Annotated in this window: 18 protein-coding genes; 4 read left to right on the top strand and 14 right to left on the bottom strand. The window is 61.6% G+C overall.

Features of this window, described 5'->3' with window-relative positions; all coding sequences use genetic code 11:
- Window position 1 precedes the first annotated feature (1 nt).
- Entirely contained in the window at window positions 2-877 is an 876-nt protein-coding gene (locus J3P75_RS00505) for a metal ABC transporter substrate-binding protein (RefSeq protein WP_434708961.1), read from the top strand.
- 9 nt (window positions 878-886) lie between these two features.
- On the opposite strand, the gene J3P75_RS00500 is transcribed toward J3P75_RS00505, so the two are convergent.
- Window positions 887-1,405, bottom strand: coding sequence for a DUF3617 domain-containing protein (locus tag J3P75_RS00500; RefSeq protein WP_042608032.1), 519 nt, complete (start codon window positions 1,403-1,405; stop codon window positions 887-889).
- Window positions 1,406-1,536: 131 nt separating this feature from the next.
- On the opposite strand from J3P75_RS00500, the gene cls reads away from it, so the two are divergent.
- On the top strand, window positions 1,537-2,976 hold the full coding sequence (cls, locus tag J3P75_RS00495) for a cardiolipin synthase (RefSeq protein ID WP_434708960.1): 1,440 nt from the start codon (window positions 1,537-1,539) through the stop codon (window positions 2,974-2,976).
- A gap of 26 nt (window positions 2,977-3,002) precedes the next feature.
- On the opposite strand, the gene cfaB is transcribed toward cls, so the two are convergent.
- From cfaB to hflK (J3P75_RS00470), 5 genes are all read right to left on the bottom strand, one after another.
- Window positions 3,003-4,190 (bottom strand): C17 cyclopropane fatty acid synthase CfaB, encoded by a 1,188-nt coding sequence (gene cfaB, locus J3P75_RS00490; RefSeq protein WP_434708959.1) that lies wholly within the window; start codon window positions 4,188-4,190, stop codon window positions 3,003-3,005.
- Between the two features lie 196 nt (window positions 4,191-4,386).
- The gene (locus J3P75_RS00485) at window positions 4,387-6,306 is read right to left on the bottom strand and encodes a cation-translocating P-type ATPase (protein WP_434708958.1); all 1,920 of its coding nucleotides are present in this window, start codon (window positions 6,304-6,306) and stop codon (window positions 4,387-4,389) included.
- Window positions 6,303-7,352: a protease modulator HflK gene (gene hflK, locus J3P75_RS00480; protein WP_434708957.1), complete on the bottom strand. Its 1,050-nt coding sequence runs from the start codon at window positions 7,350-7,352 to the stop codon at window positions 6,303-6,305. The genes J3P75_RS00485 and hflK (J3P75_RS00480) overlap by 4 nt, the downstream gene beginning before the upstream one ends.
- Window positions 7,349-8,395, bottom strand: coding sequence for a protease modulator HflC (hflC, locus tag J3P75_RS00475; RefSeq protein WP_434708956.1), 1,047 nt, complete (start codon window positions 8,393-8,395; stop codon window positions 7,349-7,351). The genes hflK (J3P75_RS00480) and hflC overlap by 4 nt, the downstream gene beginning before the upstream one ends.
- Entirely contained in the window at window positions 8,392-10,356 is a 1,965-nt protein-coding gene (gene hflK / locus J3P75_RS00470; protein ID WP_434708955.1) for a protease modulator HflK, read from the bottom strand. The genes hflC and hflK (J3P75_RS00470) overlap by 4 nt, the downstream gene beginning before the upstream one ends.
- 210 nt (window positions 10,357-10,566) lie before the next feature.
- On the opposite strand from hflK (J3P75_RS00470), the gene lpdA reads away from it, so the two are divergent.
- The gene (gene lpdA, locus J3P75_RS00465; RefSeq protein ID WP_434708954.1) at window positions 10,567-11,967 is read left to right on the top strand and encodes a dihydrolipoyl dehydrogenase; all 1,401 of its coding nucleotides are present in this window, start codon (window positions 10,567-10,569) and stop codon (window positions 11,965-11,967) included.
- Window positions 11,968-12,058: 91 nt separating this feature from the next.
- Here lpdA and J3P75_RS00460 read toward each other — a convergent pair whose 3' ends face one another.
- Window positions 12,059-12,532, bottom strand: a complete 474-nt coding sequence (locus J3P75_RS00460) for an Lrp/AsnC family transcriptional regulator (RefSeq protein ID WP_090287752.1) — start codon at window positions 12,530-12,532, stop codon at window positions 12,059-12,061.
- A 145-nt stretch (window positions 12,533-12,677) separates the two neighbouring features.
- On the opposite strand from J3P75_RS00460, the gene J3P75_RS00455 reads away from it, so the two are divergent.
- Window positions 12,678-13,307, top strand: a complete 630-nt coding sequence (locus J3P75_RS00455; protein WP_434708953.1) for a LysE family translocator — start codon at window positions 12,678-12,680, stop codon at window positions 13,305-13,307.
- A gap of 2 nt (window positions 13,308-13,309) precedes the next feature.
- Here J3P75_RS00455 and J3P75_RS00450 read toward each other — a convergent pair whose 3' ends face one another.
- The 7 genes from J3P75_RS00450 to J3P75_RS00420 all read right to left on the bottom strand — a co-directional run bounded on the left by J3P75_RS00450 (window position 13,310) and on the right by J3P75_RS00420 (window position 22,537).
- A complete protein-coding gene (locus tag J3P75_RS00450) occupies window positions 13,310-15,442 on the bottom strand; it encodes a hypothetical protein (RefSeq protein ID WP_434708952.1) in 2,133 nt (710 codons plus the stop codon).
- Window positions 15,429-16,613, bottom strand: a complete 1,185-nt coding sequence (locus J3P75_RS00445) for a DUF3142 domain-containing protein (RefSeq protein ID WP_434708951.1) — start codon at window positions 16,611-16,613, stop codon at window positions 15,429-15,431. Before J3P75_RS00445 ends, J3P75_RS00450 begins: the two co-directional genes overlap by 14 nt.
- A 147-nt stretch (window positions 16,614-16,760) precedes the next feature.
- Complete coding sequence (locus J3P75_RS00440) at window positions 16,761-17,588, bottom strand: class I SAM-dependent methyltransferase (protein ID WP_434708950.1); 828 nt, start codon at window positions 17,586-17,588, stop codon at window positions 16,761-16,763.
- On the bottom strand, window positions 17,582-18,736 hold the full coding sequence (locus J3P75_RS00435; RefSeq protein WP_434708949.1) for an acyltransferase family protein: 1,155 nt from the start codon (window positions 18,734-18,736) through the stop codon (window positions 17,582-17,584). Before J3P75_RS00435 ends, J3P75_RS00440 begins: the two co-directional genes overlap by 7 nt.
- Window positions 18,733-19,608, bottom strand: a complete 876-nt coding sequence (locus J3P75_RS00430) for a class I SAM-dependent methyltransferase (protein WP_434708948.1) — start codon at window positions 19,606-19,608, stop codon at window positions 18,733-18,735. The genes J3P75_RS00435 and J3P75_RS00430 overlap by 4 nt, the downstream gene beginning before the upstream one ends.
- Window positions 19,605-20,909: a glycosyltransferase gene (locus J3P75_RS00425; RefSeq protein WP_434708947.1), complete on the bottom strand. Its 1,305-nt coding sequence runs from the start codon at window positions 20,907-20,909 to the stop codon at window positions 19,605-19,607. Before J3P75_RS00425 ends, J3P75_RS00430 begins: the two co-directional genes overlap by 4 nt.
- Window positions 20,903-22,537 carry a glycosyltransferase gene (locus J3P75_RS00420; protein ID WP_434708946.1) on the bottom strand — a complete coding sequence of 545 codons (1,635 nt, stop codon included), beginning with the start codon at window positions 22,535-22,537 and terminating at the stop codon, window positions 20,903-20,905. The genes J3P75_RS00425 and J3P75_RS00420 overlap by 7 nt, the downstream gene beginning before the upstream one ends.
- Window positions 22,538-22,647: the final 110 nt, after the last annotated feature.

Genomic DNA, 22,647 nt, shown 5'->3' with positions numbered 1-22,647 from the left:
GATGCGCGCTCTACTCGTGCTGTTCAGCTTGTTGCTGTCGATGTCATTGTCGGCGGCGGAAAAAATGCCGGTGGTCACCAGCTTCAGTATCCTCGCCGACATGGTTCACCAGATTGGCGGCGAGCACGTGCAGGTCACCAGCATGGTCGGTCCGGATGCCGACGCGCACACTTACGAGCCAACGCCGGACGATGCCAAAGCCCTGCTCAAAGCCAGACTGATCATTAAAAACGGCTTGGGTTTTGATCCATGGCTGGATCGTCTGGTCAGCAGCACCGCCACCCAGGCAACGGTGATCAATGCCAGCCGCGGGGTGATTCCGCGATCTCTGGACGAGGATGGCGAAACCGTGCCTGATCCGCATGCCTGGCACAACCTGGCGAACGCGGAGTTGTACGTCGCCAATATCACCAAGGCATTGATTGCGGCTGATCCGGCTAACAAGACCGACTACGAGCGCAACAGCCAAACCTATCTGAAGCAGATCTACGCCCTGCTCGCCGAGGCCAAAAGCAAACTGGGCTCACTGCCAGCGGGCAACCGCAAGATCGTCACCAGCCATGATGCGTTCGGTTATCTCGGTCAGGCCTACGGCATCGACTTCATTGCACCTCAGGGTTTGTCCACCGAGCGCGAGCCGTCAGCCGCTGAAGTTGCCGCGCTGATTACGCAGATCCGTCAGGCCAAGGTCAAAGCGGTGTTCATGGAAAACATCAAGGACACGCGCCTGCTCAAGCAGATCGCCGATGAGAGCGGCGCGCATATCGGCGGCACGTTGTACTCGGACGCGCTCGCTGCGAGCGGGCCGGCGAGTACGTTCACCGGCCTGTTCGAGTACAACCTCAACACGCTGTACAAGGCGTTGAGCCAGAGATGACGTGAAGCATCAAGCGCGGGGCTTCACCGTCCCGCAATCCTGACCCAACCACACCGCGCGGGTTTCCAGACTGCCCTTCTGGTTGATCCCGATGGCGTTGAACGTGCCATTGGCGACAGTGGTGAATTCGCGATCACTGAGGAAAGTCGCGACCCCGGTGCCCTGCGCTTTCGGGCAACTGAAACGGAATTTCCACTGGTTGCCGGTGCGCTCGGTGATCTGCTGTTTGCAGCCCGATTGTGGATCGGCCAGCGGGATATCGTTGGTCGCCACTTGCTGCGGCGTGAGGCAGGCGCGGATGCCTTTGCCGCCGATGTTAATGCCGTTCTTCTCCAGTGCCGCACGCTGTTGCGGCGTGATCTGGCCTTGAATCTGCCCAAGGATCGACTGCACATCCATCGCTTGATCGTCGACTTTCAAATTGCTCGAGGTCATTTCCCACAGCCCCGGCTGCAGCATCTGCGCTTGCGCAACCACCGGCAATGCCAAACCCAGGCCCAGTGCCAAACCCAGCAGACGAACGTTCATCGACAAACTCCTGATCAGTAGTGGCCGTTAGACGCCGGCCGCTTGCTTCGGTTCATGGACCAATTAAATAGCGACATTCGCCGCTGAACATGGTCTGTTAAGCATTGCATCTTCCGGAGCAAGGCTGCCCCATGGATTATTTTGGACCGCACATTTTCGGTTATCTGATCGCGCTGATTCACACCCTCGGATCGATCGCCGCGATACATGCGGTACTCACCGTGCGCACTGCGCAGGGTTCGATTGCCTGGGCATTGTCGCTGATCTTCATTCCCTACCTCACGCTGATTCCCTATCTGGTCTTCGGCCGTAGCACCTTCGACGGTTACATCAAGGCGCGGCGCCAGGCCAACGAACAGATGCGCGTGGCCATCTCCGAGCTGAACTGGCGACCGTGGGTCGAGGAAGCCCTCGCCGCGCGTGCTTCCAACGCCTATGCCTCGTTGCGTGCGATGCCCAAACTCGGGCGCATGCCGTGCCTGGCCAACAATGAAGTGCGGCTGTTGATAAATGGTGCAGCCACGTTCGAGGCAATCTTCAGTGCGATCGAACAAGCCAAAGAAGCCGTGCTGGTGCAGTTCTTCATCATCCACGACGATCGACTCGGGCAACGCTTGCGCGATCTGCTGCTGAAAAAAGCCGCCGAAGGCGTGACGATACATTTGCTCTACGACCGCATCGGCAGCCACGCCCTGCCCCATAGTTACGTGCAGGCATTGCGCGACGGCGGCGTTGCGGTGAAAGCATTCGCCACGCGCAGTGGCTGGCTCAACCGCTTTCAGGTCAACTTTCGTAACCACCGCAAGATTGTCGTGGTCGACGGCATCGTCGGGTTTGTCGGCGGGCACAACGTCGGCGACGAGTACATGGGCGAGAAACCACCGCTGGCACCATGGCGCGATACCCATGTGCAAGTCCGCGGACCGGTCGTGGCGAGCATGCAGGAATCCTTCGCCGAAGACTGGTTCTGGGCCGCACGATCGCTGCCGCCGCTGATCCTCCCGGACGCCTATCCGGAGGATGGTGTGCTCTGCCAGTTGCTCGCCAGCGGCCCCGCGGATGCCTATGAAACCTGCTCGCTGTTTTTCGTCGAGGCGATCCACGCCGCCACCGAGCGGGTGTGGATCACCAGCCCGTATTTCATTCCGGATGAAGCGGTATTTGCCGCACTGCGACTGGCCGTGCTGCGCGGCGTCGATGTGCGCTTGCTGCTGCCGTCGCGCGCGGACCATCGCATCGTTTACGCAGCTTCAAGTCTGTATGCATTTGAAGCCGTGCGCGCCGGCGTGCGAGTGTTCCGTTACGAGCCCGGTTTCCTGCATCAGAAAGTGGTGTTGATCGACAGCGAGATCAGCGCGATCGGCAGCGCCAACCTCGATAACCGCTCGTTCCGTTTGAATTTCGAGGTCATGCTGCTGACTGTCGACAGCGCCTTCGCCGCCAGCGTGGAACACATGCTCGAAGCGGACTTCGCCCAGGCCTACGAAGTGGCCAAGGAAGAAAGCCGGGAGATCCACCGCCTGCAACAAGTCGGCATGCGGATCGCCCGGCTGATATCACCGATCCTGTAAGGCGCCGCGCGAAGACGCCTTCGATCTCAGGGGTTGTAGATGTCGTCGCGGGTCCAAGGCAATTCATGGCTGCCGTCGGCATGCGCTTTCACCGCAAGGATCTGGTGCAGATTGATCCAGCCGCGGGCAAACGCGTAAGCGCAGCCGGCCAGATACAGGCGCCAGATACGCAACGCCTGTTCCGGCACCAGTTTGCCAGCGGCTTCGAGGTTGTCCTCCAGTCGCTCGCTCCAATGGTCCAGCGTACGCGCGTAATGCAGGCGCAGGCTTTCTACGTCGACAATCTCCAGCCCGGCTTCACTGATCTGCGCCGAGATCATGGAAAGGTGCGGCAACTCGCCGTTAGGGAACACGTATTTCTCAATGAAGTCGCCCGCCCCGCGCCCGACGGGCCGGCCGTCGGTGTGCTTGGCGGTGATGCCGTGGTTCATCACCAGGCCACCCTCCTTCACCGCGCCAAACAGGGTTTTGCAGTATTCGGCGAGATTGGCATGGCCGACGTGTTCGAACATGCCGACACTGACCACCTTGTCGAAGCGCCCGTCCTGAGGCAGATCGCGGTAGTCGAGCAATTGCAGTTCGATCTGATCTTCCAGCCCCTCAGCCTTGACCCGCTCGCGTGCCAGTTTCAGTTGCTCTTGGCTCAGCGTAATGCCGAAGACCCTGGCGCCGAATTCCCGTGCGGCGAATCGCGCCAGCCCACCCCAGCCGCAGCCGACATCCAGCAGATACTCGCCCGGCTGCAGGCGCAGCTTGCGGCACAGATGGCGGAATTTGGCTTGTTGCGCCTGTTCGAGGGTTTCGCTGCCGGTCTCGAAATAGGCGCAGGAATAGACCATGTCGCTGTCGAGCCACAGCTGGTAGAAGGCATTGGAAAGGTCGTAATGGTACGAGATGGCCTTGGCGTCGGTTTCCTTGTCGTGCACTGAACGCACCGGCTGGCTGCCTTCATCTTCGTCGAGCAACGCACTGCTTAGTTCGTCGCAGACGCGGATGACCTCGCTGATCGAGCCCTCCAGTTCAAGCTTGCCTTCAACGAACGCCGCTCCCAGCGCATCGAGGCTTGGGTGAGTGAACTGGGTGACCATCTGTGGGTCCTTGACCACGATGGTAACGCTGGGCGTCGGCCCCAGATTGAATTCATGGCCGTCCCAGAGTCGCAGGCGAAGCGGAAGCTGCAGGTTCTGTAAGGCCGGTGGAAGTTGCGCGAGCATGGAAATCCCCCCTTGTTTCAGACGTCAGATCTGAGGGTAGACCATCGCGGAAAAATAGCAGGCTATCGAATTGATTAGCCGAAGCTATCGTCGCAGACGCTCCATCAGGCCATCCTGCACCCACGTCTTCCAGCCGATGGCGGCTTGAAATGGAGCGCCCTCTCTACCAATGACTGCTAACTTGGCCGGCAGTTCGTTACAAATCGTTTCGAAGCTCATCATCTATTTTCGCCAGCGGTTCCTGAAACCGCAGCAAGCGCCCGGCATTACCGAGCACCAGTAAGGTACTGAGGTTGTGCAGCAGTGCAGCAATCATCGCCCCGGCTGCACCAAGCCAGCCAAATGCCGCGAAGACGACGATTGCCAGCGTCCAGCCCAGCCCGATGATCACGTTGACCTGCAAGGTCTTGCGGCACTGGCGGCTGAGTCGCACGCAGGTGCCGAGCCGGCGCAGGTCGCTGCCGATCAGCACGATATCGGCCGAGGCCAGCGCGATGTCCGCGCCGCCCGCGCCCATTGCAACGCCAACCACACCAGCCTTGAGTGCGAGCGAGTCGTTGATACCGTCGCCAACCACCATTGGCCGGAAGCCGCTGTCGATTTCCTTGAGCACACGATTGAGCTTGTCTTCCGGCAAGGCCTGCGCCTCGACCTCGTGCAAGCCGACATCCTGTGCCAGCGAGTTCGCGACGCTCTGACGATCGCCGGTCAACAATAGCTGCCGGCCGAGGCCCAACTCACGCAATTCACTAAGGGCAAAGCGTGCCTCCGGTTTCACGCTGTCGGCCAACAGCAGCCAGGCGAGAAACTCACCGTTCGAGGCCAACCCGGCAATCGGCCCATCATGCTCTGGGACGGACGTGGTACTGATGTCCAACTGCGCAAACAGCTCCGGGCGCCCGAGTGCCGCTTCGCCCTGCGCGGTCATGGCAACAACGCCGAGCCCCTGCCGCTCCTGAATCTCGCTCAAAGGCAGATAGTCTCGCGCACTGACGAGGCCGGCCAAGGCGCGGCTGACCGGATGACTGCTGGCTGCGCCGAGGCTGGCCGCCAAGGTCTTCGCCGCCGCGTGATCCGCTGCTGCGCCGGTGATCGATTGCAGACGCAAGGTGCCGTAGGTCAGCGTCCCGGTCTTGTCGACCACCAAGGACGTCAGATCCGCCAGCTCCTCAAGGAAAGCCGAGCTACGGATCAATATGCCGTGACGCGCCGCGACTGCCACACCGGCAATCGCTGTGGCGGGTGCCGACAACACCAATGCGCACGGGCAAGCGGCAACCAGCACTGCAAGCATCGCTTGCGCATCGTTGGTGATAAACCAGGTCACAGCGGCCAGCAGCAATACCAGGATCATGTAGCTGCCGGCGTAACGTTCGAGCAGTCGGGTGATCGGCGGTTTCGAGCGTTCGGCGTTCTGCATCAGTGCGATGACTTTGCCCAAGGTCGACTCGTCACCGGTGCGCGTCACTTCGATACGCAGTAAGCCGTCGAGGTTGATCGCGCCGCCAAACACAGTCATGCCGACGCCCGCCTCGACCGGCACTGATTCGCCAGTGATCGACGCGGTATTGAGACTGGCCTGACCGGAGAGAACCCGACCATCCGCTGGCACGCGATCACCGGCCCGTACCTCGACGGTATCGCCCGGCTTGAGGGTGCCGTTGTCGACTTCGATGACCGAGCCGTCCGCCTGGATTTTGCGCGCGTGGCTACGTGTCAGTTGCCCGAGGGCGTCAATCGCTTCCTGCGAACCAATGACACTGCGTTCCTCCAGCACATGGCCAAAGATCATGATAATCGGCAACAACGCCGCCGTGAGCAGATCGCCGGTTGCCCAAGCACCGAGCATGGCCAGCGCAATCAACTGATCGGTAATGCCATGCAGACTCGGAGAGCGCAGGCTGTACCACGCCGAGCGCATCACCGACACCCCGACCATTAACGAGGCAAAGCCCAGCAGCAATTGGCTGACCCCGGTTTGCTCCGGCAGCCACCAACGCCAGATCAGGCCGAGCCCGAGCAAACCGAGCGCAAGCATGGCCAGGGTCAGTTGCCGTGCGGCGCGGCGTTGTTCGGTCGAGGACAACAGGCTCGGCGTGGCGGTGGTCGCAGTCATTGGCTGGCTCCCTGAATGATCAGGCGGGAATCGTCTTTCGGATTGACCGTGGTCACCGAGCCGGCCTGGCCGAGAATCTTCGGCATGCGCTCGCGGTACAGACGCAAGAGCAACTGCGGGTCGGCACCCTTGGCCAGACTCGCAACCGTGGCGGTATCTGCCGACGCTTTGGCCAAGCGCTCGCCGGCCTGGGCGTGGGCAATCTGCAGCGTGCGGTCGGCTTGTTCGTTGGCGGCCTGGGTGAGTTTTTCCGCCTCGGTGCGCGCGTTGGCGACAGCTTTGTCAGCTTGCTGGCTGGCGGTCAGGACCGCATTGAAAGCGCTCACCGCAGGCTCGGGCAGACTCGATTGCACATCGACCCGCGCCACTTCGACACCAATGCCCTGCCCGCCCGCTTTCAGTTCAGCCAGGCGCTGATTGATCGCTTTGACCAGATCACCGCGCAACCGCTCACGGCGCTCGGCGGCCTGACTGTCCGCACCGATGAGCTCCGGACGTGCAACCAGAATGGTATCCAGATCACGCGCGGCGGTCAGTGCCAGCGCACTGCGCGTCACCAACCGATCCAGAGCCGGCAAGACATGATTGCCTTGCACAACGAAATCGTACGGGTCGCTGACTTTGTAAAACACCCGCACGTCCAGTTGCACCACACCGGCATCACCGGTCAATAAATAACCCGAGCCCGCCAGCGCATCACTCAACGGCGTGGCAAACGAAGCGACCCGATCTGCCCTTAGCGCCTCATCGCTGCGCAACAGGTTTTCCACGCGCCGTTCGATCACCCGATCCGCTGCCGGCAGCAGAATCACCTGTTCGAACGGCTGTGGCCAGGCCAAGAGCAGGCCGGCGTTCTGAACGCGATCCAGCGCACCGAAATGCAAGACCACCGCGCGATTCTGCGGGTCGATCTGCCGCACATTGGAAAATGCCCAAGCCAGCGCGGCCAGCACCGTCACCGCGTACAAGGCAAGAAATGCCAGGCGTCCAGCCTGAATCCATGGACTGTTCAATGTTTGTGTTCCACGTGGAACGTCATCAGTCATGGCTGTAATCCGGCTTTATTGTCGAGTGCTGGCGGCCCGTCGACCAACACGCGAAACGGCGCAGCATCGGTCCGCAAAATCAGTTTGGTTTCTGGCGTGACGATGGTGCCAAGGGTGTCGAGCGAGCGCAGCAAATTGTAGAGCTGCGGTGAACTGGCGTAGGCGCGGCCATAAATCTGCGCTGCTTCGACGCGGGATTGCGCTTCGATGTCGGCGGCTTTCACCGTCGCATCAGCCTGCACGATGCGTGCGTCGCGTTCGGCGGCGGAACGGATTTGGGCGGCTTCACGCTTACCGATCGCCGTGCGTTCGGTGGCAATCGTTTCACGTTCCGCACGCATGCGATCGACGGTGGCCGTGAGCGTGACCGACGGCAAGGTCAGGCGCTCGATGCCGACTTGCACGACGCGCACGCCGTAAGTAGCGAGTAGCTGCTGATCGATCTGTTGGCGCAACTGCGCCTCGAAATCGGCGATGCGCACCTGGCTGGCATCGGTGTTGACCAGACTCGCCAGGTCAAAGCTGCTGGCGGTGGTTTCCAGCGCCGAGCCGACAAAGGTGCGAATCTGCCGTGCGGCTTCGTCCGGCTGGTTTTGCACGGCGCGCATGAAACGCTGCACATTGTCCGCGTCGCCCTGCACCTGCCACGCCACGTAAGCCTGAACAATGATGCGCAAGCCGTCGCGGGTACCGACATCCTGCAAACCGCTGGAAGTGGTACGCAAGCGCAGATCCACCGGAATGGCCGCCTCGAATGGCGCCGGCCAACGCCAGCTCAGGCCCGGATCCAGCAACACTCGCGCTGGATTGCCGAAGCGTGTGATGACTGTGGCTTCGCCGGAGCGCACTTGCACCAGGCTCGCCGCTGCAACTGCAAACGCGACCAGCAACGCTGCCCAGCCCATGCGCCGCCACGGAAACGGCCCGGCTTCTTGCGGCGCACCGTGGTGGTGATGGTGATGCCCGTGAGGGTGGTGATGCCCGCCATGGCCGTGATCGTGGCCGCTGTGGTCATGCGAATCGTGAGTAGGCGACTGGCTCAATGGGCAACTCCTGGCTGAGCGTTGGTGCGCGCGGGCGTCGAGTCAGCCGGCAGCGTGAAATTGCGCAGATCGATGGTCGGCGCGTTGGCAGTGCCGCCCAATCGGTGGTCTAGGATCAGCAGCCGCGCTTTGCTCAAGCCTTGGCTGAGCTGACCGAGATATTGCTCGAGCACAAAGGCTTGACCGGCATTCGCGAAGGCCTTTTGTTCGGCGCTGAATTTCGAATCCGCTGCCTGCGCTGTGGCACTGGTTTCCCGCGCGTTGGCGATAGCTAGATCGCGCGCCAGACTGGCCTGCAATTGCGCCTGGTTGCTTGCTTCGGCGGCGGCACCCCGCTCGCGGGCAATCAACGCCTGCGCGCCGATCTGTGCGGCTTGCACGCGGTGATAGGCATTGGCTGCACCGGCCGGCGGATGTATCGCTTCGACCACCGTGGCCAGAATTTCCACGCCGCTGTTGAGTGAATCCAGATCGCTTTGCACCGCGCGACCGATTTCCTCGGCCAGGTCGACGCGGTCCTCACCGAGCAAACCGTCCAGCGTACGCGAGGCGAAGTCGTGCACCAGAATCCGGCTGGCGGTGCTGCGAATCAGCGTCGGCACATCGGCAGCGTTGTAAGTCGCGGCCAGCGCGGCCTGATCGCTCAGGCCGATGCGATAGACGAAACGCACGTCCATGTTGACGATCTGGAAGCTCTGCTGCTCACCGCGACGGCTGGCGATAACTTGCGACTTGTCATTGACGTGACTGGCGTCCCACAAGCGGTTGGCTGTCGCCGGTGCCGGACCTTCGGCAGGGTCGGCTTGCAGCGGTGCCGCCGGGTTCTCGCCGACGCTGGTTGCCAGTTCATGAACCACGCCGTTTTCAACGCTCAACACGCGCCCCAGCGGCCAAGGCAACCCCACCTGTAAACCGGGGCCGAACACCTGCACCGGTTTGCCGAAACGTTCGTAGATACCCCGGCCCTGCAAGGGAATTTCATGAATGCCGGTGAGCAGCCAACCCACCACCGCCACCAGCGCCAACACCGGCAACAATGCCCGGCGCATGAAACTGAACGCCCAGATCTGCCGAAGATCGATGCCAAAACGGTTGTGCAATTCGTGCTGCAAGGCGAGCAACGGTTGCGGTGGCCAGCGCAGCATGTCGGCGACAAAGCTGCGCCCCAGCAGCGTCGGTTCGAGCTGCTCGCGGCGCGGGCTGAACAGCGAAAGCATGGCACGCAATAAAAATTCCACCGCGACCAGGCCCGGCAAGAGCCCGATCAGCACGGCGACACGCACCGGCCAGACCGCATTTTCGCCCGCGAACAACAAACACAGCGCGCTCAATATCAGCGTGATGATCGCCACCCGCGTCAGTTGCGCCAACGACCCCGCTTCCGGCCATTGTGCCGGGTTCTCCTGGGCCAGTTGCCGTTCGAACACCAGCAAACCGAACGCCAACAGCAACCCCAGCGCTGCTGCCACGGTGGCGGACAGGCCCATCGCCGCGCTCGGCAATGTCAGGTTCCACGCTTGTTCAACGCTGAGCAGCGTCAGCAACGCCCAGCTGGCCAGCCACAACGTCGCTGCGCCAATCTGGCCGAGCAGATGCAGGCCGCGCTGGCTCAGGCGATCGAGCAATCGTTCGTACCAGCCATCTGCTGGTGAAACTTCTTCGTCTGCAAGCGCAGTCGAGGGCGTTGGATTGATCGCTCGTGCACGCCATTGCGTCAGCCACCACGCCGATTGCAACCCCGCGACCAACACCAGCAACGCGGCACTTTGATTGAGCAATAACGGTTGCCACGAGGACTGCGGCGCGAACAACCCGACAAACAGCGCCAGCACCACGCCCGCCCCTGCCAACCCACCAAGCCCCAGCGCCCAACGTCGTAGCCGTCGGCCCTGAATGGCTGCCTGCTGGAACCGTGGCAGTCCGGCCACTTGCGTGCCCTCAACCTGCAGATCGACTTGCATATCACCCCAAACTGATTGGCCCGCGTTCGTGTCGTTACGATATAACGAAAAGCGTGAAATATTCGTCCACAATTGCGCTTATTCAAAGATGCCAGACCTGTCGCTTGCCTGAAGCCTTGACCGAAATGTCTGAACGCGCACATATTACGCTCGTAATTTTAATTGATGACTAACGTCAACGATCCGCATCCATCGAGCAGGAGCAAGCGCATGAGCAACTATGACGTGGTGATTCTGGGCGGCGGCCCCGGTGGCTATAACGCCGCGATCCGCGCCGGTCAGTTGGGCCTCAAGGCCGCTTGCGTGGAAGGGCGCGCAACGCTCGGCGGCACCTGCCTGAACGTTGGCTGCATGCCCTCCAAGGCCTTGCTGCATGCCTCGGAACTGTACGACGCTGCGATGGGTACGGAATTCGCCAACCTCGGCATCGAGGTCAAACCGACGCTGAATCTGGCGCAGATGATGAAACAGAAAGACGAAAGCGTCGCTGGCCTGACCAAGGGCATCGAGTTTCTGTTCCGCAAAAACAAAGTCGACTGGATCAAGGGCTGGGGCCACATCGATGGCCCCGGCAAAGTCAGCGTGACCGACACTCAGGGCAACAAGGTCGAACTGACCGCGAAAGACATCATCATCGCCACCGGTTCAGAGCCCACTCCCCTGCCCGGCGTCGAGATCGACAACCAGCGCATCCTCGATTCCACCGGTGCGCTGACCCTGAGCGAAGTGCCCCGTCATCTGGTGGTCATCGGTGCCGGCGTGATCGGCCTGGAGCTTGGCTCGGTCTGGCGACGGCTAGGCGCGCAGGTGACGGTGATCGAATACCTCGACCGCATCTGCCCCGGTGTCGACGCGGAGGCGGGTAAAACCTTACAGCGCGCGCTGGGCAAACAGGGCATCAACTTCAAACTGAGTTCGAAAGTCACCGGCGCTACGTCCTCTGCCAGCGGCGTGCAACTCAACATTGAGCCCGCCGCGGGCGGCAGCGCCGAGTCACTGGACGCCGATTACGTGCTGGTGGCCATCGGTCGCCGTCCTTACACCGCAGGTCTGGGGCTGGAAAATGTCGGCCTGAGTACTGACAAGCGCGGCATGCTCACCAACAAACAACACCGCACCGAAGCCCCCGGTGTCTGGGTAATCGGCGACGTGACATCCGGGCCGATGCTTGCGCACAAGGCCGAAGACGAAGCCATGGCTTGTGTCGAGCAGATCCTTGGCAAGGCCGGCGAGGTCAATTACGAGCTGATCCCCAACGTGATCTACACCAAACCGGAACTGGCCAGCGTCGGCAAGACCGAGGAGCAACTGAAAGCTGAAGGTCGCGCCTACAAGGTCGGCAAATTTCCCTTCACCGCCAACAGCCGGGCGAAGATCAATCACGAAACCGAGGGCTTTGCCAAAGTCCTCGCCGACGAGCGCACCGATGAAGTGCTCGGCGTGCATCTGGTCGGCCCGAGTGTCAGCGAGATGATTGGTGAATTTTGCGTAGCGATGGAGTTCAGCGCCTCGGCTGAAGACATTGCCCTAACCTGTCACCCGCATCCGACACGTTCCGAGGCATTACGCCAGGCGGCAATGAATGTCGAAGGGATGGCCACGCAGATGTAAGCGTCGAACGGCTGTCGCCATCGCCAGCAGGCTGGCTCCCACAATGGATGGTGTGGGAGCTAGCACTGCTAGCGATGAAGGCACCCCGTTCTCAGGCCGGCAGATGCCCCAGCGGCAAAGGCCCGGGCGTCTTCACCGTGTGAATGGCGAAGTTGCTGCGAATGTCGCTGACTCCCGGCAGTTTCAGCAGATGACTGCTGACAAAACGGTCATAGGCACGCAGGTCCGGCACCACCACTTGCAGCAGAAAATCCGACTCGCCCGACACCAGAAACGCTGAAATCACCTCCGGCAATGCGGTAACGGCGGCGTAGAACGCATTGGCCCGTTCTTCGTTGTGCCGCTCGACCTTGACCCCGACAAACACCGTCAGCCCCAGTCCGACTTCATCGCGATCGAGGTTGGCCTGATAACCGCGAATCACCCCCGCCTCTTCCAGCATGCGCACGCGGCGCAGGCACGGCGAGGCCGACAGGCCGATTTCCTCCGCCAACTCGACATTGCTCAAGCGGCCGTTGCGTTGCAGCGCGGCGAGAATCTTGCGATCGAAAGCGTCGAGTTTCATGGTTGGCAGATTCCGATGGTCTGGACGTGGAAAGCCAGCAGGTTATGCCAAAATCGAGCGCTTTTGAAGCTGACTACGCAAGCACCTGCGCCCGCTTTCGGCCCTAGAATTGGCCCACCGAATCCGCTGCACAAGGGCTGCAAACATGACCAATCTCTGGCTGTTTTTCCTAGCATTGGCCGTGGTGCTTTTATTGCCTGGCCCGGACATGATCCTGCTGTTGCAGACCGGCGCCCGTCAGGGTCGCGGCCCGGCACTGGCCACCGCCATCGGTCTGGGCATCGCTCGCGCTTGCCATGTAGCGCTCGCCGCGTTGGGACTGGCGGCGTTATTCAAGGCAGCACCGTGGACCTTCGAGGTGGTGCGCCTGGCTGGCGCGGCGTATCTGCTATGGATCGGCCTGCACTGCCTGCGCAGCACATTGTTGCCGCCGCTGAACGCTGAAGCCGTCAGCAACAGCCACAGGCAATGGCGCACGGCCATTCGCCGAGGCCTGCTGACCAACCTGCTCAACCCCAAGGCGTTGCTGTTCTGCTCGGTGCTGTTGCCGCAATTCATCGTCAATGACGGTACGCTGGTGCTCAGCCAGTTCGCCGTGCTCGGCGGATTGCTGGTCGGCATCGGCTTTATGTTCGACAGCGCATATGCCCTGGCCGGCGTCGCGCTGGGTCGTTGGTTGCAACATCATCCAACGGCCCAGCGCGTGCAGCAGTGGTTGTTCGGCAGCCTGTTGATCGGCTTCGCCGTGCGTCTGACCTTTGTCCAGCAGGCCTAGCCTTAGCCCGCCTTGCGCCGGCGACGGCTGATCAGCAGCAACGCCGCAGCGACCAGCAGCGCCAGCGCGCCGATCTGCACCGGCCACTTGTACGGCCGCAGCGACGATCGCACTGCATCGGTGACTTGAGTCACGTAACGCTTGTCGGCGTTTTCGAAATCCGGGTACGGACATTGATTGCCGAAATCCACCGCCCACGGTACGAACGGTCCTTGCTTGACGTAACGCTGATACAACGCGCTCTGGTCTTGCAGGCTGCTGTTCCAGCCGGCCGCATTGCACAACACCGCGGCAAAGGCCTGACTGGTATGCGGCAGGTTATCGGCGGCGCGACCGGCCAGTTCGGTGGCGACAAATCGATAGTGGTAACGCTGATCCGGCTGCGCGGCGCTGGCCTGCTGGCGTTGCACTTCCGCCTCGGACACCAGCGGGCCGACCTTCAGCTCGGCGCTTTCCAGGCTGTAATTGCCGCCGAACGTGGCGTAATCCGGGGCCATTTCGTAGCCGAGAATGTCCATGCCCCATTCGCGGGCCGTCCACGCGGCGTTGTACAAGGCACTCGCGCGCTTGGTCGGCCACCACGCGGAGTCGGCCTTCAGGCGTTGTTCGCCGTAAAGACGCGCCTTGTTTTGCAGGTCTGGGTTGTCGAAATAAGCCACCGCCTCCTGATAATGGCCTTCGCGCAGCAGGCGCCGACCGAGCAGATTGCGCAGGCTGGCCGCCACCGGCAGCGGCACATAGTTGTCGCGCTCCTGCGGGGTCAGCGCTGGCGGCGCAGGGACGTTTTCGTCGACGTAGCGTTTTAGCTCATCGACCGTCAGCACGCGCTCGGCCACGGTCGCGGCGTCAAACCAATAGACGTTGTTGCTGCGATACAACTGCACGAACGCTTGCAGGTACTCACCGCGTTGCAAGGCGAGAATCGCGCTCTCGCCCTCGACCCGGCACTTCGGCTGCACGGTTTCATAGGCCCAGTCCGGTGTGCGTCGGTAACCCCAGTCCTCAGTCTGCGGAAAGGCTTGCGCGGCTTTGGAATACGCCGCCGCAGCGGCATTCTTGTCGCCGTCACGCACGGCCAGTTTGGCCCGCAACCACCAGGCCATTCCGCCGTCTCCAGCATTTTTCAGAAAGGCTTTGGCGCTCGCGTAATCCCCCTGTTGATAACTGATCGCCGCCAGACGATCAGCATTGTCGAGGCTGCCACGGGTGCTGTTTTGCAGCAGCTTCACCAGTTTCTTTTCGTTCGGCGGCTGATCACCGAATGACCAGCCCTGGCGGCTGACCAGCGACGCCGTGACCAGTTGCTGCACCGTTTTATGCTCAAGCAGTTTTGCCAGTTGATCTTCGGGCAGCTCCGCCAATTCGTTCATCACTTGCTTGAGCGAGGTGTAGCCCACCGCCGAACCGTGCAGGTTCTGCGCTTCATACAGTTCGATGGCGCCGCTCCAGTCACCGGCGCCGCGCAACACCCGCGCCTCTTCGCCAAGGCTGGCCACGCCCAGTTCCAGCGGATCGCTGAAGCCATCGATGCTCAACTGCCGTGTCTGGCGGTACGCTGCGCGTGCCTGCTCCAGTGCGGAGATCGCATCAGTGGCCTCGGCGCTCGCCGCCAGCCATGTGCGGCCCAGCGAATACGCCGCCCAGGTGCTGCGCAGCGGACGCTGATCGGCCGGCAGCGCTAGCACTTTGTTGAAGTATTCGATTGCCTGTTGGTGATCACCGGTCGCAAAGGCTACGGCGCCGGCAACGTACCATCGGATTTCCTCGGGCAGACTGGCGCCCTGCGCTTCGACCTGATGCGCATCGGTCAGCCCGCGCAGTCGTTTGACCAAGGCTTGCTGCTCGGCGCTCAGGCCCGTCTGCTCGGCTTGTTCGCGAGCGATGGCGGCAGCGTTTTCTTCGCCGTACAGATCGTTGGGATTGTGCGTGATCGCGGTCGCGTTCTTCAGCCCGGCGATGGTTTTACCCAGACGACTGAGCTCGAAATTGAAGTTGCCTTCAGGCAGATCGGCAAGGGTCTGGCCGCGATCGTCGAGCAGGCGCATCGGAAAATCCGGCCCGCACGCCAGCGCCGAACCCAGCGGCAGGCTGAGGCTCAGGCAAAGCAGATGACGCGGCCAGTTACGGGACAACATGCGAACCTCCTTGATCAATAATGGCGCAACGCGCCCAACCGATGGCGCGTCGTCCGCCCGCTGGCAAGCGGCCGTCGCGCAGGCGGGTGAAGGTAAGCAGATCGGCACTTTGTTGCAACGAGTAACCGGCGAGCGCATCGGCGCCCTCGCAGTTTTTTGCCTTCACGGTAATTTGCGCAGGCCAGGCGCTGTCGAGATTGCCCGTGTTGACGAGCTGAATGTCGTAGAGGCCAGCGTGTTCGTTGAACGTCACGCCGAGCCGACTGGTCAGTTGATCGCCACGGGCAACCGCCGCCAGCGTGGTCAGGCTCCAGGCGCGGCGATCATTGGCCAGCGGCAGGCGAAACCAGATCAGCCCGGCCAAGTGCTTCGGCGGATCATCGCGTAATGTTTGGCCGAGCCGGCTGAGTTGCAGCGGATCGGCAAGCAGTTCCCGACGCTGACCGCCCCGCTCCAGTCGTACTTCGCTTTCCACCACCGGTGCCCCACCGTCATCCGGCAATAACGCCACGCCATAGGCGGGCAGTGCCAGATAGAACGGCTTGTCAGTGATGCGGGCCCAGGCCCTGGTCCACTTCAGCGCCTGCTCGGGATCGAACAGACCGCGCCGAGGATCGCTGACCGCATGCACTTGCAGCACGCTGCTGTCGACAGTTTGCAGCAGCGCGGGCAGTTGCGGACTGTCGAGCCACGCCGGCAGCGCGGTGATGCTCAGCGGCAACGTTGACGGCAATGCCGAGTGCAGCTGTTTGAGGAATTCAGCGTAGGCCGGCAAGCGCGCGCTACCGGCGTCGTGGTCGATTTCAATGCCGCTCACTGTCAGGCCTTGCGCCTGCCAATCGGCGAGCACTTGCAGAATCTGCGTGGTGACCTGCTCCTGATCCAGCGCCTTGAGTTGGCCGTCGAGGCGCACCACCGCGATCAATCCCCGGCCATCGGCCTCCAGCAATGGCACATCGACCCGTGCCCGGCTCCAGCCTGCGTTCGGAAAGGCTTGCAGCGCCAGCACCCGCAGCGTGGAAAAATCGGCGCGGCTGTCACGCAACGCCGCCTCGTGGGCAGGTGTCCACTGGCGTTGCCAGACATACAGTTGCTGGTCGAGGGGCGGCGCATCCTGCGGTTTGCAGGCACACAGCAGCATCAAAATACAAAAGCCGACGAGACGCCGCATACCTTGCAGATCCTTGGAAACGAGGCCGCAAGGTTACACAAAACCCCTGTAGGAGCGAGCCTGCTCGCGATAGCGGTGCGTCAGTTAAAAACTGTTTCGACTGACTCAACGCTATCGCGAGCAGGCTCACTCCTACAGGAATGTAGGTCAGGGCTTGCGCGCGATGATCACCTGGCTTTTCGCTACGACCGCATCCAGTGCCTGCTTGATCTGTGCGCCGCGCGGCGAATCCAGCAGCGCTTGCCAGGTTTCGGCCCAGTGATTGAGCAACGGATGATCCGGATTGCTGAAGTCGACTTTGGCTTCCCAGAACAGCAGCATCCACATCGACCAGTAAAAACCATACTGGCTGTGACTGATGATCTCCAGCCCGGCGTCGCTGACCAGCGCCTTGAACTGCTCTTCGCTGAGGATGCGGATGTGGTTGGGCTTCTGGAAATACTCGGCCGCGGCGATGTCTTTTTGCAGATCTTCAGAGCTGGGATGCGGCACGCTCAACAGGTACAACGCACCCGGTTTACCGACGCGCACCAGCTCGGCGAGAAACTGCGCCGGGTTGTCGACGTGTTCGATCACCTCGGTGGATACCACGCGCGTGGCCGTCGCATCGGCAATTGGCAGCGGGTTGCAATCGGTGACATGGCATTCGACGTCCCGCGCCGGGGTATCGCTCAGGCGCTGACGGGTCGCCTCGACCTTGGCAGCATCAATGTCAGCGATGATGATTTTCGCCCCGCGCATGCCGCAGAAATGCACGTTGCCGCCGTCGCCACAACCGACATCGAGCAAGGTGTCGTCGGCAGACACCATGAAGCCTTTGAACAGCTCGTTGGTTTCCTGGTTGAACCAGCCACTGAGCTTGGCATCGTACAAGCCGAGCATGTACGGATCGACTTTGCTGGCGGCTGGCGCAACCGGTTGCGTCGACGCCGGGGCTGGCGTCGCCGCCGTGAGTTTTTTCAACAGGCTCAACATGAGGTGGCTCCAGTGGCAGGGACGGCGGATCGCGCGGTACCGAGGCGTCGCACCAGTGCGGCACCGCGGTTGCGCATGGGCATTTCGACCAGACGGTAATTCAGTTCACTGAGCAGCCCGATGAGGCCAAAGGCGATCAACAGCGTCAGTATCGGGTGGCCGGCGGGGCTGGGCAGACCGGCGCTTTGCAAACGAAAGATCAGCTCTCGCACCAGTTGATAGGCCGGAATGTGGATCAGATAGATGCCGTAGGAACGGCTGCCGATCCATCCCAGCAGGCGCTGCAGCACGCCGGCCGGCATCAGATAGTCGCGATCATACGAGGCGATCCACACCAGAACCGCGCTGAGAATGGCGATGGAACCGATGCGATACCAGGCGAAGGTGAAGCGGTCGGTGGCCATGAAACTCAGCAACGCAGCGATCACGATCAACGCACCAATCCCCAGCCACGGCCGGCGCAGAATGTCCGGTCGCCAGCGCTGATAGCCTGGCTGCGCGCTCCACATCGCCAGCAGCACGCCGAGGGCCAGCGCGTCGGTACGCACCACCATCAGCAACGGCGTGCGCAGCGTAAAAATCTGCACCGCGACCAGCGCCAGCAACACCCACACCAGACGCTTGCGAAACAGCACGATCAGCAGCGGAAACAGCAGGTAAAACTGCTCCTCCAGCGCCAGACTCCAGTAGACGAAACTGCTGCCGTATTCGTAGCGGAAGAAGCTGTCGGCGAAGCGAAAGTTGGCGTATTGAAAGACCCCGGCGAGGCTCGCCTGCAAGTTGGCTGACAGCGTACCGAACGCTCCCGAACGGTTGACGAACAGGCACGCCAGCAACATCAGCGCCAGCCATAGCCAGGCCGACGGCAACAAGCGAAAGGCCCGGCGCAGCCAGAAATTGCGCGTCTGCTGCCAGTATTGCTGGCGACTGGTGCAGCCTTGCAAGGCCGGGATCAGGCTGCGCGCGATGACAAAACCGGAAATGGCGAAAAACAGGTCGACGCCCCACCACGGCTGCGCCCAGGCATGGATCTTGGCCAGCAGCGGCACGACATCGGTAAACAGGCTGTCCTGCAAATGATGAAACAGCACGCCCAAAACCGCGATGGCGCGCAGCACTTCGATGTCCATGATGCGTTTGCCGCTCATGGCACATCCCCGGCATCGAGTGGCTTTCGAGCGATGATCACCTGGCTCTTGGGCAGGAAGCTGTCGAGGGTCTGTTTGATCGCCAGTCCGCCAGGCTGTGTGAGCAAGTCCTGCCAGGTTCGCGCCCAGCTTTCCATCAACGGCATGAACGGCGGCTGGATGCGGTCACGCACCGCGCCGCCCGGATCACGCCCGGCGGCGCGTTCGCCGGCCCAGAAAAAGATCATGCCCATTACCCAGAAAAAGCCGCTGGCCTGACGATGCTCGATCACCAGACCCGCCTCCTGCACCAGCGCGGCGAAGCGCTCTGCGCTGAAAATCTGCACATGGTTGGGTGACTGGAAGTAGCTGGCCGGGGCGATGCCTTTCTGCAGATGTTCACCGGCCGGTGCCGGGACGCTGAGCAGATACTGCGCACCAGGACGTCCCATGCGCACCAGCTCGGCCATGAACGGCTCGGGTTCGGCGATGTGTTCCAGCACTTCCATGCACACCACTTTGCTCGCGCAGCCGTCAGCCAGCGGCAACGGCAAACTGTTGCTGACCAGACCAAGACTGGCTTTTGCGCCGTGTGCCTCGACCTGCAGCGCAAGGTCACGCACCTTGTCGTGTTCGCTGTCAGTGAAGATCACCGAGGCGCCTTGGCGTACGGCGAACAGCGTCGCCACACCCTCACCGCAACCGACATCGAGCAGGCAATCGTCGGCAGTGATCGCAAAGCCCTTGAGCAACTCGCCGCTGTCGTTGAGGAACCAGCCATCAAGCACCGCGTCGTGCAAACCGACATCGCGCGGCGACAGCGTTGCCGGCGATTCAGCCGAAGGTTGCGCGGCAGGTGCCGGCAGCCATCGCGCGAGCATTCGCTTGATCATGCGAGGGAAGCTTGCGCAGGCACCGGCGCGGCGGCGGGCAACGGCGATTCGAGAAAAGCACGCAAGCGCTGCTCGGTGCTGGCCTGGCTGCAGAAGCGTTGCAGGCTTTGCACCGCTGCGGCGGACATGGCGGCGTAACGCTGCGGATCGTTTTTCGCCACCGCGTAGCTGTCGCGATAGGCCACGCACAGTGAATCCCAGTCGGTCATGTAACGCAGGGTGCGGTAGGCCGCGCGCGGGTCGTGCGGCCAAGCCGTGAGTTCTTCAGTGAAATCGACCAGAAAGGCGTTGTCGCCGCTGACGTAATCGGCCATCGCCGTGTTGACCGGGGCAATCGCCGGTTTACCGCAGGACATGAATTCCATCAGCGGCAAGCACTGGCCTTCGCCATAGGAACTGTTGACCACATAACTGGTGGCCTGCACCAGCGCCTCGTAGTCGGGATCGGCCAAATAGCCGTGGATCAGCACGATCCGGCATTGATAAAACTGGTTCTTGTACAGATGGTGCAGCATGTCGGTCAGCGCATTGGCGATGTCGTGGTGCGTCAGTTTCAGCACCAGCGTCGCATCGCTGACCTCGCGAAACGTGGTGCAGAACGCACTGATCATGTCCTTCCAGTTCTTGCGTCCGTCGTAAGGGTTGAACACCGACGTGTAGACCACACCGTCCAATTGCAACGGGCAATCCTGCGGCGGTGCGTCAAACACTATTGGCGTGCCTTCGCACGACCCCGGTGGGCCGTATGGACACAGATCCGTCTCGCGACTGTCGATCAGCAAACCGCGCAGATTGAGCGTCACGCCCTGCACCACCGGGCGCTTGAGCAATGCTTCACCGCGCGCGGCAAAACGGTCCCACACCGGCGCGGGAATCGCACACACCGGATAGTCGGCCCCCATCACATCGCGCACCGCGTTGACGGTGAACGTCGAATGGGTGATCGCCCGGCCGCACGCCTGCAAGACCACCCTCCAGTCATGCCGTGGTTCACCCTGCCAGCTCTCGGTGGGGATGGTGCTGAACTCCCAGGCGAACACTGGAATGGTCGGGCATGCGTAATGAATCGGCGTGCGATGCGGTGGCGAGAACGACAGAAAAACGCAGTCCTCGCCGCGGCTCTGGCAGTCGAAATACAAGCGGTCGACCAGTTCGTCAGGATTGCTGACTTCGATCACCTGACCGATGCGCTCCAGCACCGGGCGGAACTCCTTGAGCACAAAGTAATAGCTGTATTCGGGCCGCCCGAGGTTCTGCTGGATGTTGCTCTTGTTGGTTTCCGAATGAATGATGATCAGCATGAGGCCGCCCCGCTCTTGATTGCTACGGGCGTAAGTTCACTTGTCGCCTGCTGGTCGAAAAATGTCTTTACGCGCTGCTGCACCGGAGCGAAACCGCAATATTCACGCATGCGTTCACTGGCAGCGGCCGCCATCGCCTGATAGGCCTCTGGTTGCCGTTTGGCCATGGCATAGCTGTTTTCATAAGCGGCTTTCAATGAGCCCCAGTCAGGACGATGGCGCAGGGTGCGATAGAGGATGCGCACGTCTTCCGGCCAGATGGTCGGCTCGCGGCTCGATTTGACGATGAAGCCGACACGTTCGTCGATGTAATCGCCCATGGCGGTGTGGTCAGGCGCGATTACCGGTCGGGCGCAGGACATGAATTCCATCAACGGCAGGCACAACCCTTCGCAGCGCGATGCGTTGACGTAAAAACTGGCGGCGCCATACAGGCGGGCAAACTCCTCGTCCTCCAGATAGCCGTGCATCACCACCACCCGGCAGGCAAATGGCGACAGTTGCGAGAGCAACGTGATCAGATGAACGTAGTAACTCGACAGGTCGTTCTGGGTGATTTTCAGCACCAGCGTGGCGTCTTCGACATCGCGCATGGCCCAGCAGAACGCCGTGATCAAGTGATGCCAGTTCTTGCGCCCGTCCTCTGGATTGAACACGCTGACATACACCACACCGCTGACGTCGATCTGCACCTGAGCGTTGGTGTCGGGCAGTACGGCTTGCGGGTGTTCGGTCTGCTCTTGCGCTTGTGCTTGTTCCACCGTGACGGGCAAGCAATCGACAGCAGGTGCGGGCGCAGCGGCGAGCGCCTGCGGGTCAGCCCCGGTGAATAGATCACTGAGCGCTTCGCGATACCATTGCAACAGGTTGTGCTTGAGCAGAAACAGCGGTCGGTGCTCCGAAGGCGTCGTCAGCGCCCGGTAGCCTTCGCGCAGATAATGTTTGCTGATCAAAAGCCTTCGCTGCAGGGTCAGTTCGGGCTGGACTTGCGGCTCGGGCGGTAGCGCATCGGCTGGTTCAGCGAGGCCACGGACCTCCAGTTCCTGTTCATTGTGAATCGGTGCGATCAAGCCATCGGCCGACAGGCCCAACGCGCGGCTGTCGATGATGCAGCCCTTGATCTGCAAGGTACTGCCGGGGTTTACCGGAACACTGGGGTAATTCTGGCGAACGTTAGCGAAGCGCTCCCATAGCGGCGTGGGCAATACCAGTACCGGGAAATCTGCACCGAGACTGCGGCGGATGGCCTGCGCGGTATGGGTGGACAGGGTGATTACCCGGCCGTGGCGCGCGAGCATTTGGCGCCAGTCCTGGCGTTCATCGCCGGCGGCGAATTCGCTGGGGATCGAGTCGTACTCCCAGGCAATCACGCAGACCATCGGGCATTGCAGACCGGTCGGGGTTTTGTGCGGCGGCGCAAACGACAGGAACAGGCAGTCTTCACCGGCCTGACGCAGTTGCAGATACAACGGATCGACGTCGTCAGGCGAGGCCACCACATGCACCTGACCAAGGCTTTCCAGCACCGGGCGATAGGCCTTGAGCACGAAATAGTAACTGTATTCCGGCCGCCCCAGACTTTGACTGATTGAGCGATCGTTGACGTCCGAGTAAAGAATGAAATTCATGGCATCCCACGATGAAGCAGCCGTCCCGGCAACCTCATGCTATGACGGCCGGGCACGAGGTTCAGCCGGCATTGCCGCTGCTGATCCCGCTACCTCAGACACGTCTTCGT

Source organism: Pseudomonas sp. R1-1, assembly GCF_051132135.1.
Classification (GTDB): Bacteria; Pseudomonadota; Gammaproteobacteria; order Pseudomonadales; family Pseudomonadaceae; genus Aquipseudomonas.
Note: the sequence above shows the minus strand (reverse complement) of the source record. Positions and strands in the feature narration are given on the sequence as shown.

Excerpts from the sequence above, each read along its gene's own strand:
- cls (WP_434708960.1), top strand. The coding sequence starts at position 1,537 with ATGGATTATTTTGGACCGCACATTTTCGGTTATCTGATCGCGCTGATT.
- J3P75_RS00425 (WP_434708947.1), bottom strand. The coding sequence starts at position 20,909 with ATGCTGATCATCATTCATTCGGAAACCAACAAGAGCAACATCCAGCAG.
- cfaB (WP_434708959.1), bottom strand. The coding sequence starts at position 4,190 with ATGCTCGCGCAACTTCCACCGGCCTTACAGAACCTGCAGCTTCCGCTT.
- J3P75_RS00420 (WP_434708946.1), bottom strand. The coding sequence starts at position 22,537 with ATGAATTTCATTCTTTACTCGGACGTCAACGATCGCTCAATCAGTCAA.
- J3P75_RS00430 (WP_434708948.1), bottom strand. The coding sequence starts at position 19,608 with ATGATCAAGCGAATGCTCGCGCGATGGCTGCCGGCACCTGCCGCGCAA.
- J3P75_RS00445 (WP_434708951.1), bottom strand. The coding sequence starts at position 16,613 with ATGCGGCGTCTCGTCGGCTTTTGTATTTTGATGCTGCTGTGTGCCTGC.
- J3P75_RS00450 (WP_434708952.1), bottom strand. The coding sequence starts at position 15,442 with ATGTTGTCCCGTAACTGGCCGCGTCATCTGCTTTGCCTGAGCCTCAGC.
- J3P75_RS00455 (WP_434708953.1), top strand. The coding sequence starts at position 12,678 with ATGACCAATCTCTGGCTGTTTTTCCTAGCATTGGCCGTGGTGCTTTTA.
- J3P75_RS00460 (WP_090287752.1), bottom strand. The coding sequence starts at position 12,532 with ATGAAACTCGACGCTTTCGATCGCAAGATTCTCGCCGCGCTGCAACGC.
- J3P75_RS00485 (WP_434708958.1), bottom strand. The coding sequence starts at position 6,306 with ATGACTGCGACCACCGCCACGCCGAGCCTGTTGTCCTCGACCGAACAA.
- J3P75_RS00505 (WP_434708961.1), top strand. The coding sequence starts at position 2 with ATGCGCGCTCTACTCGTGCTGTTCAGCTTGTTGCTGTCGATGTCATTG.
- J3P75_RS00435 (WP_434708949.1), bottom strand. The coding sequence starts at position 18,736 with ATGAGCGGCAAACGCATCATGGACATCGAAGTGCTGCGCGCCATCGCG.
- hflK (WP_434708957.1), bottom strand. The coding sequence starts at position 7,352 with ATGACTGATGACGTTCCACGTGGAACACAAACATTGAACAGTCCATGG.
- lpdA (WP_434708954.1), top strand. The coding sequence starts at position 10,567 with ATGAGCAACTATGACGTGGTGATTCTGGGCGGCGGCCCCGGTGGCTAT.
- J3P75_RS00500 (WP_042608032.1), bottom strand. The coding sequence starts at position 1,405 with ATGAACGTTCGTCTGCTGGGTTTGGCACTGGGCCTGGGTTTGGCATTG.
- J3P75_RS00440 (WP_434708950.1), bottom strand. The coding sequence starts at position 17,588 with ATGTTGAGCCTGTTGAAAAAACTCACGGCGGCGACGCCAGCCCCGGCG.
- hflK (WP_434708955.1), bottom strand. The coding sequence starts at position 10,356 with ATGCAAGTCGATCTGCAGGTTGAGGGCACGCAAGTGGCCGGACTGCCA.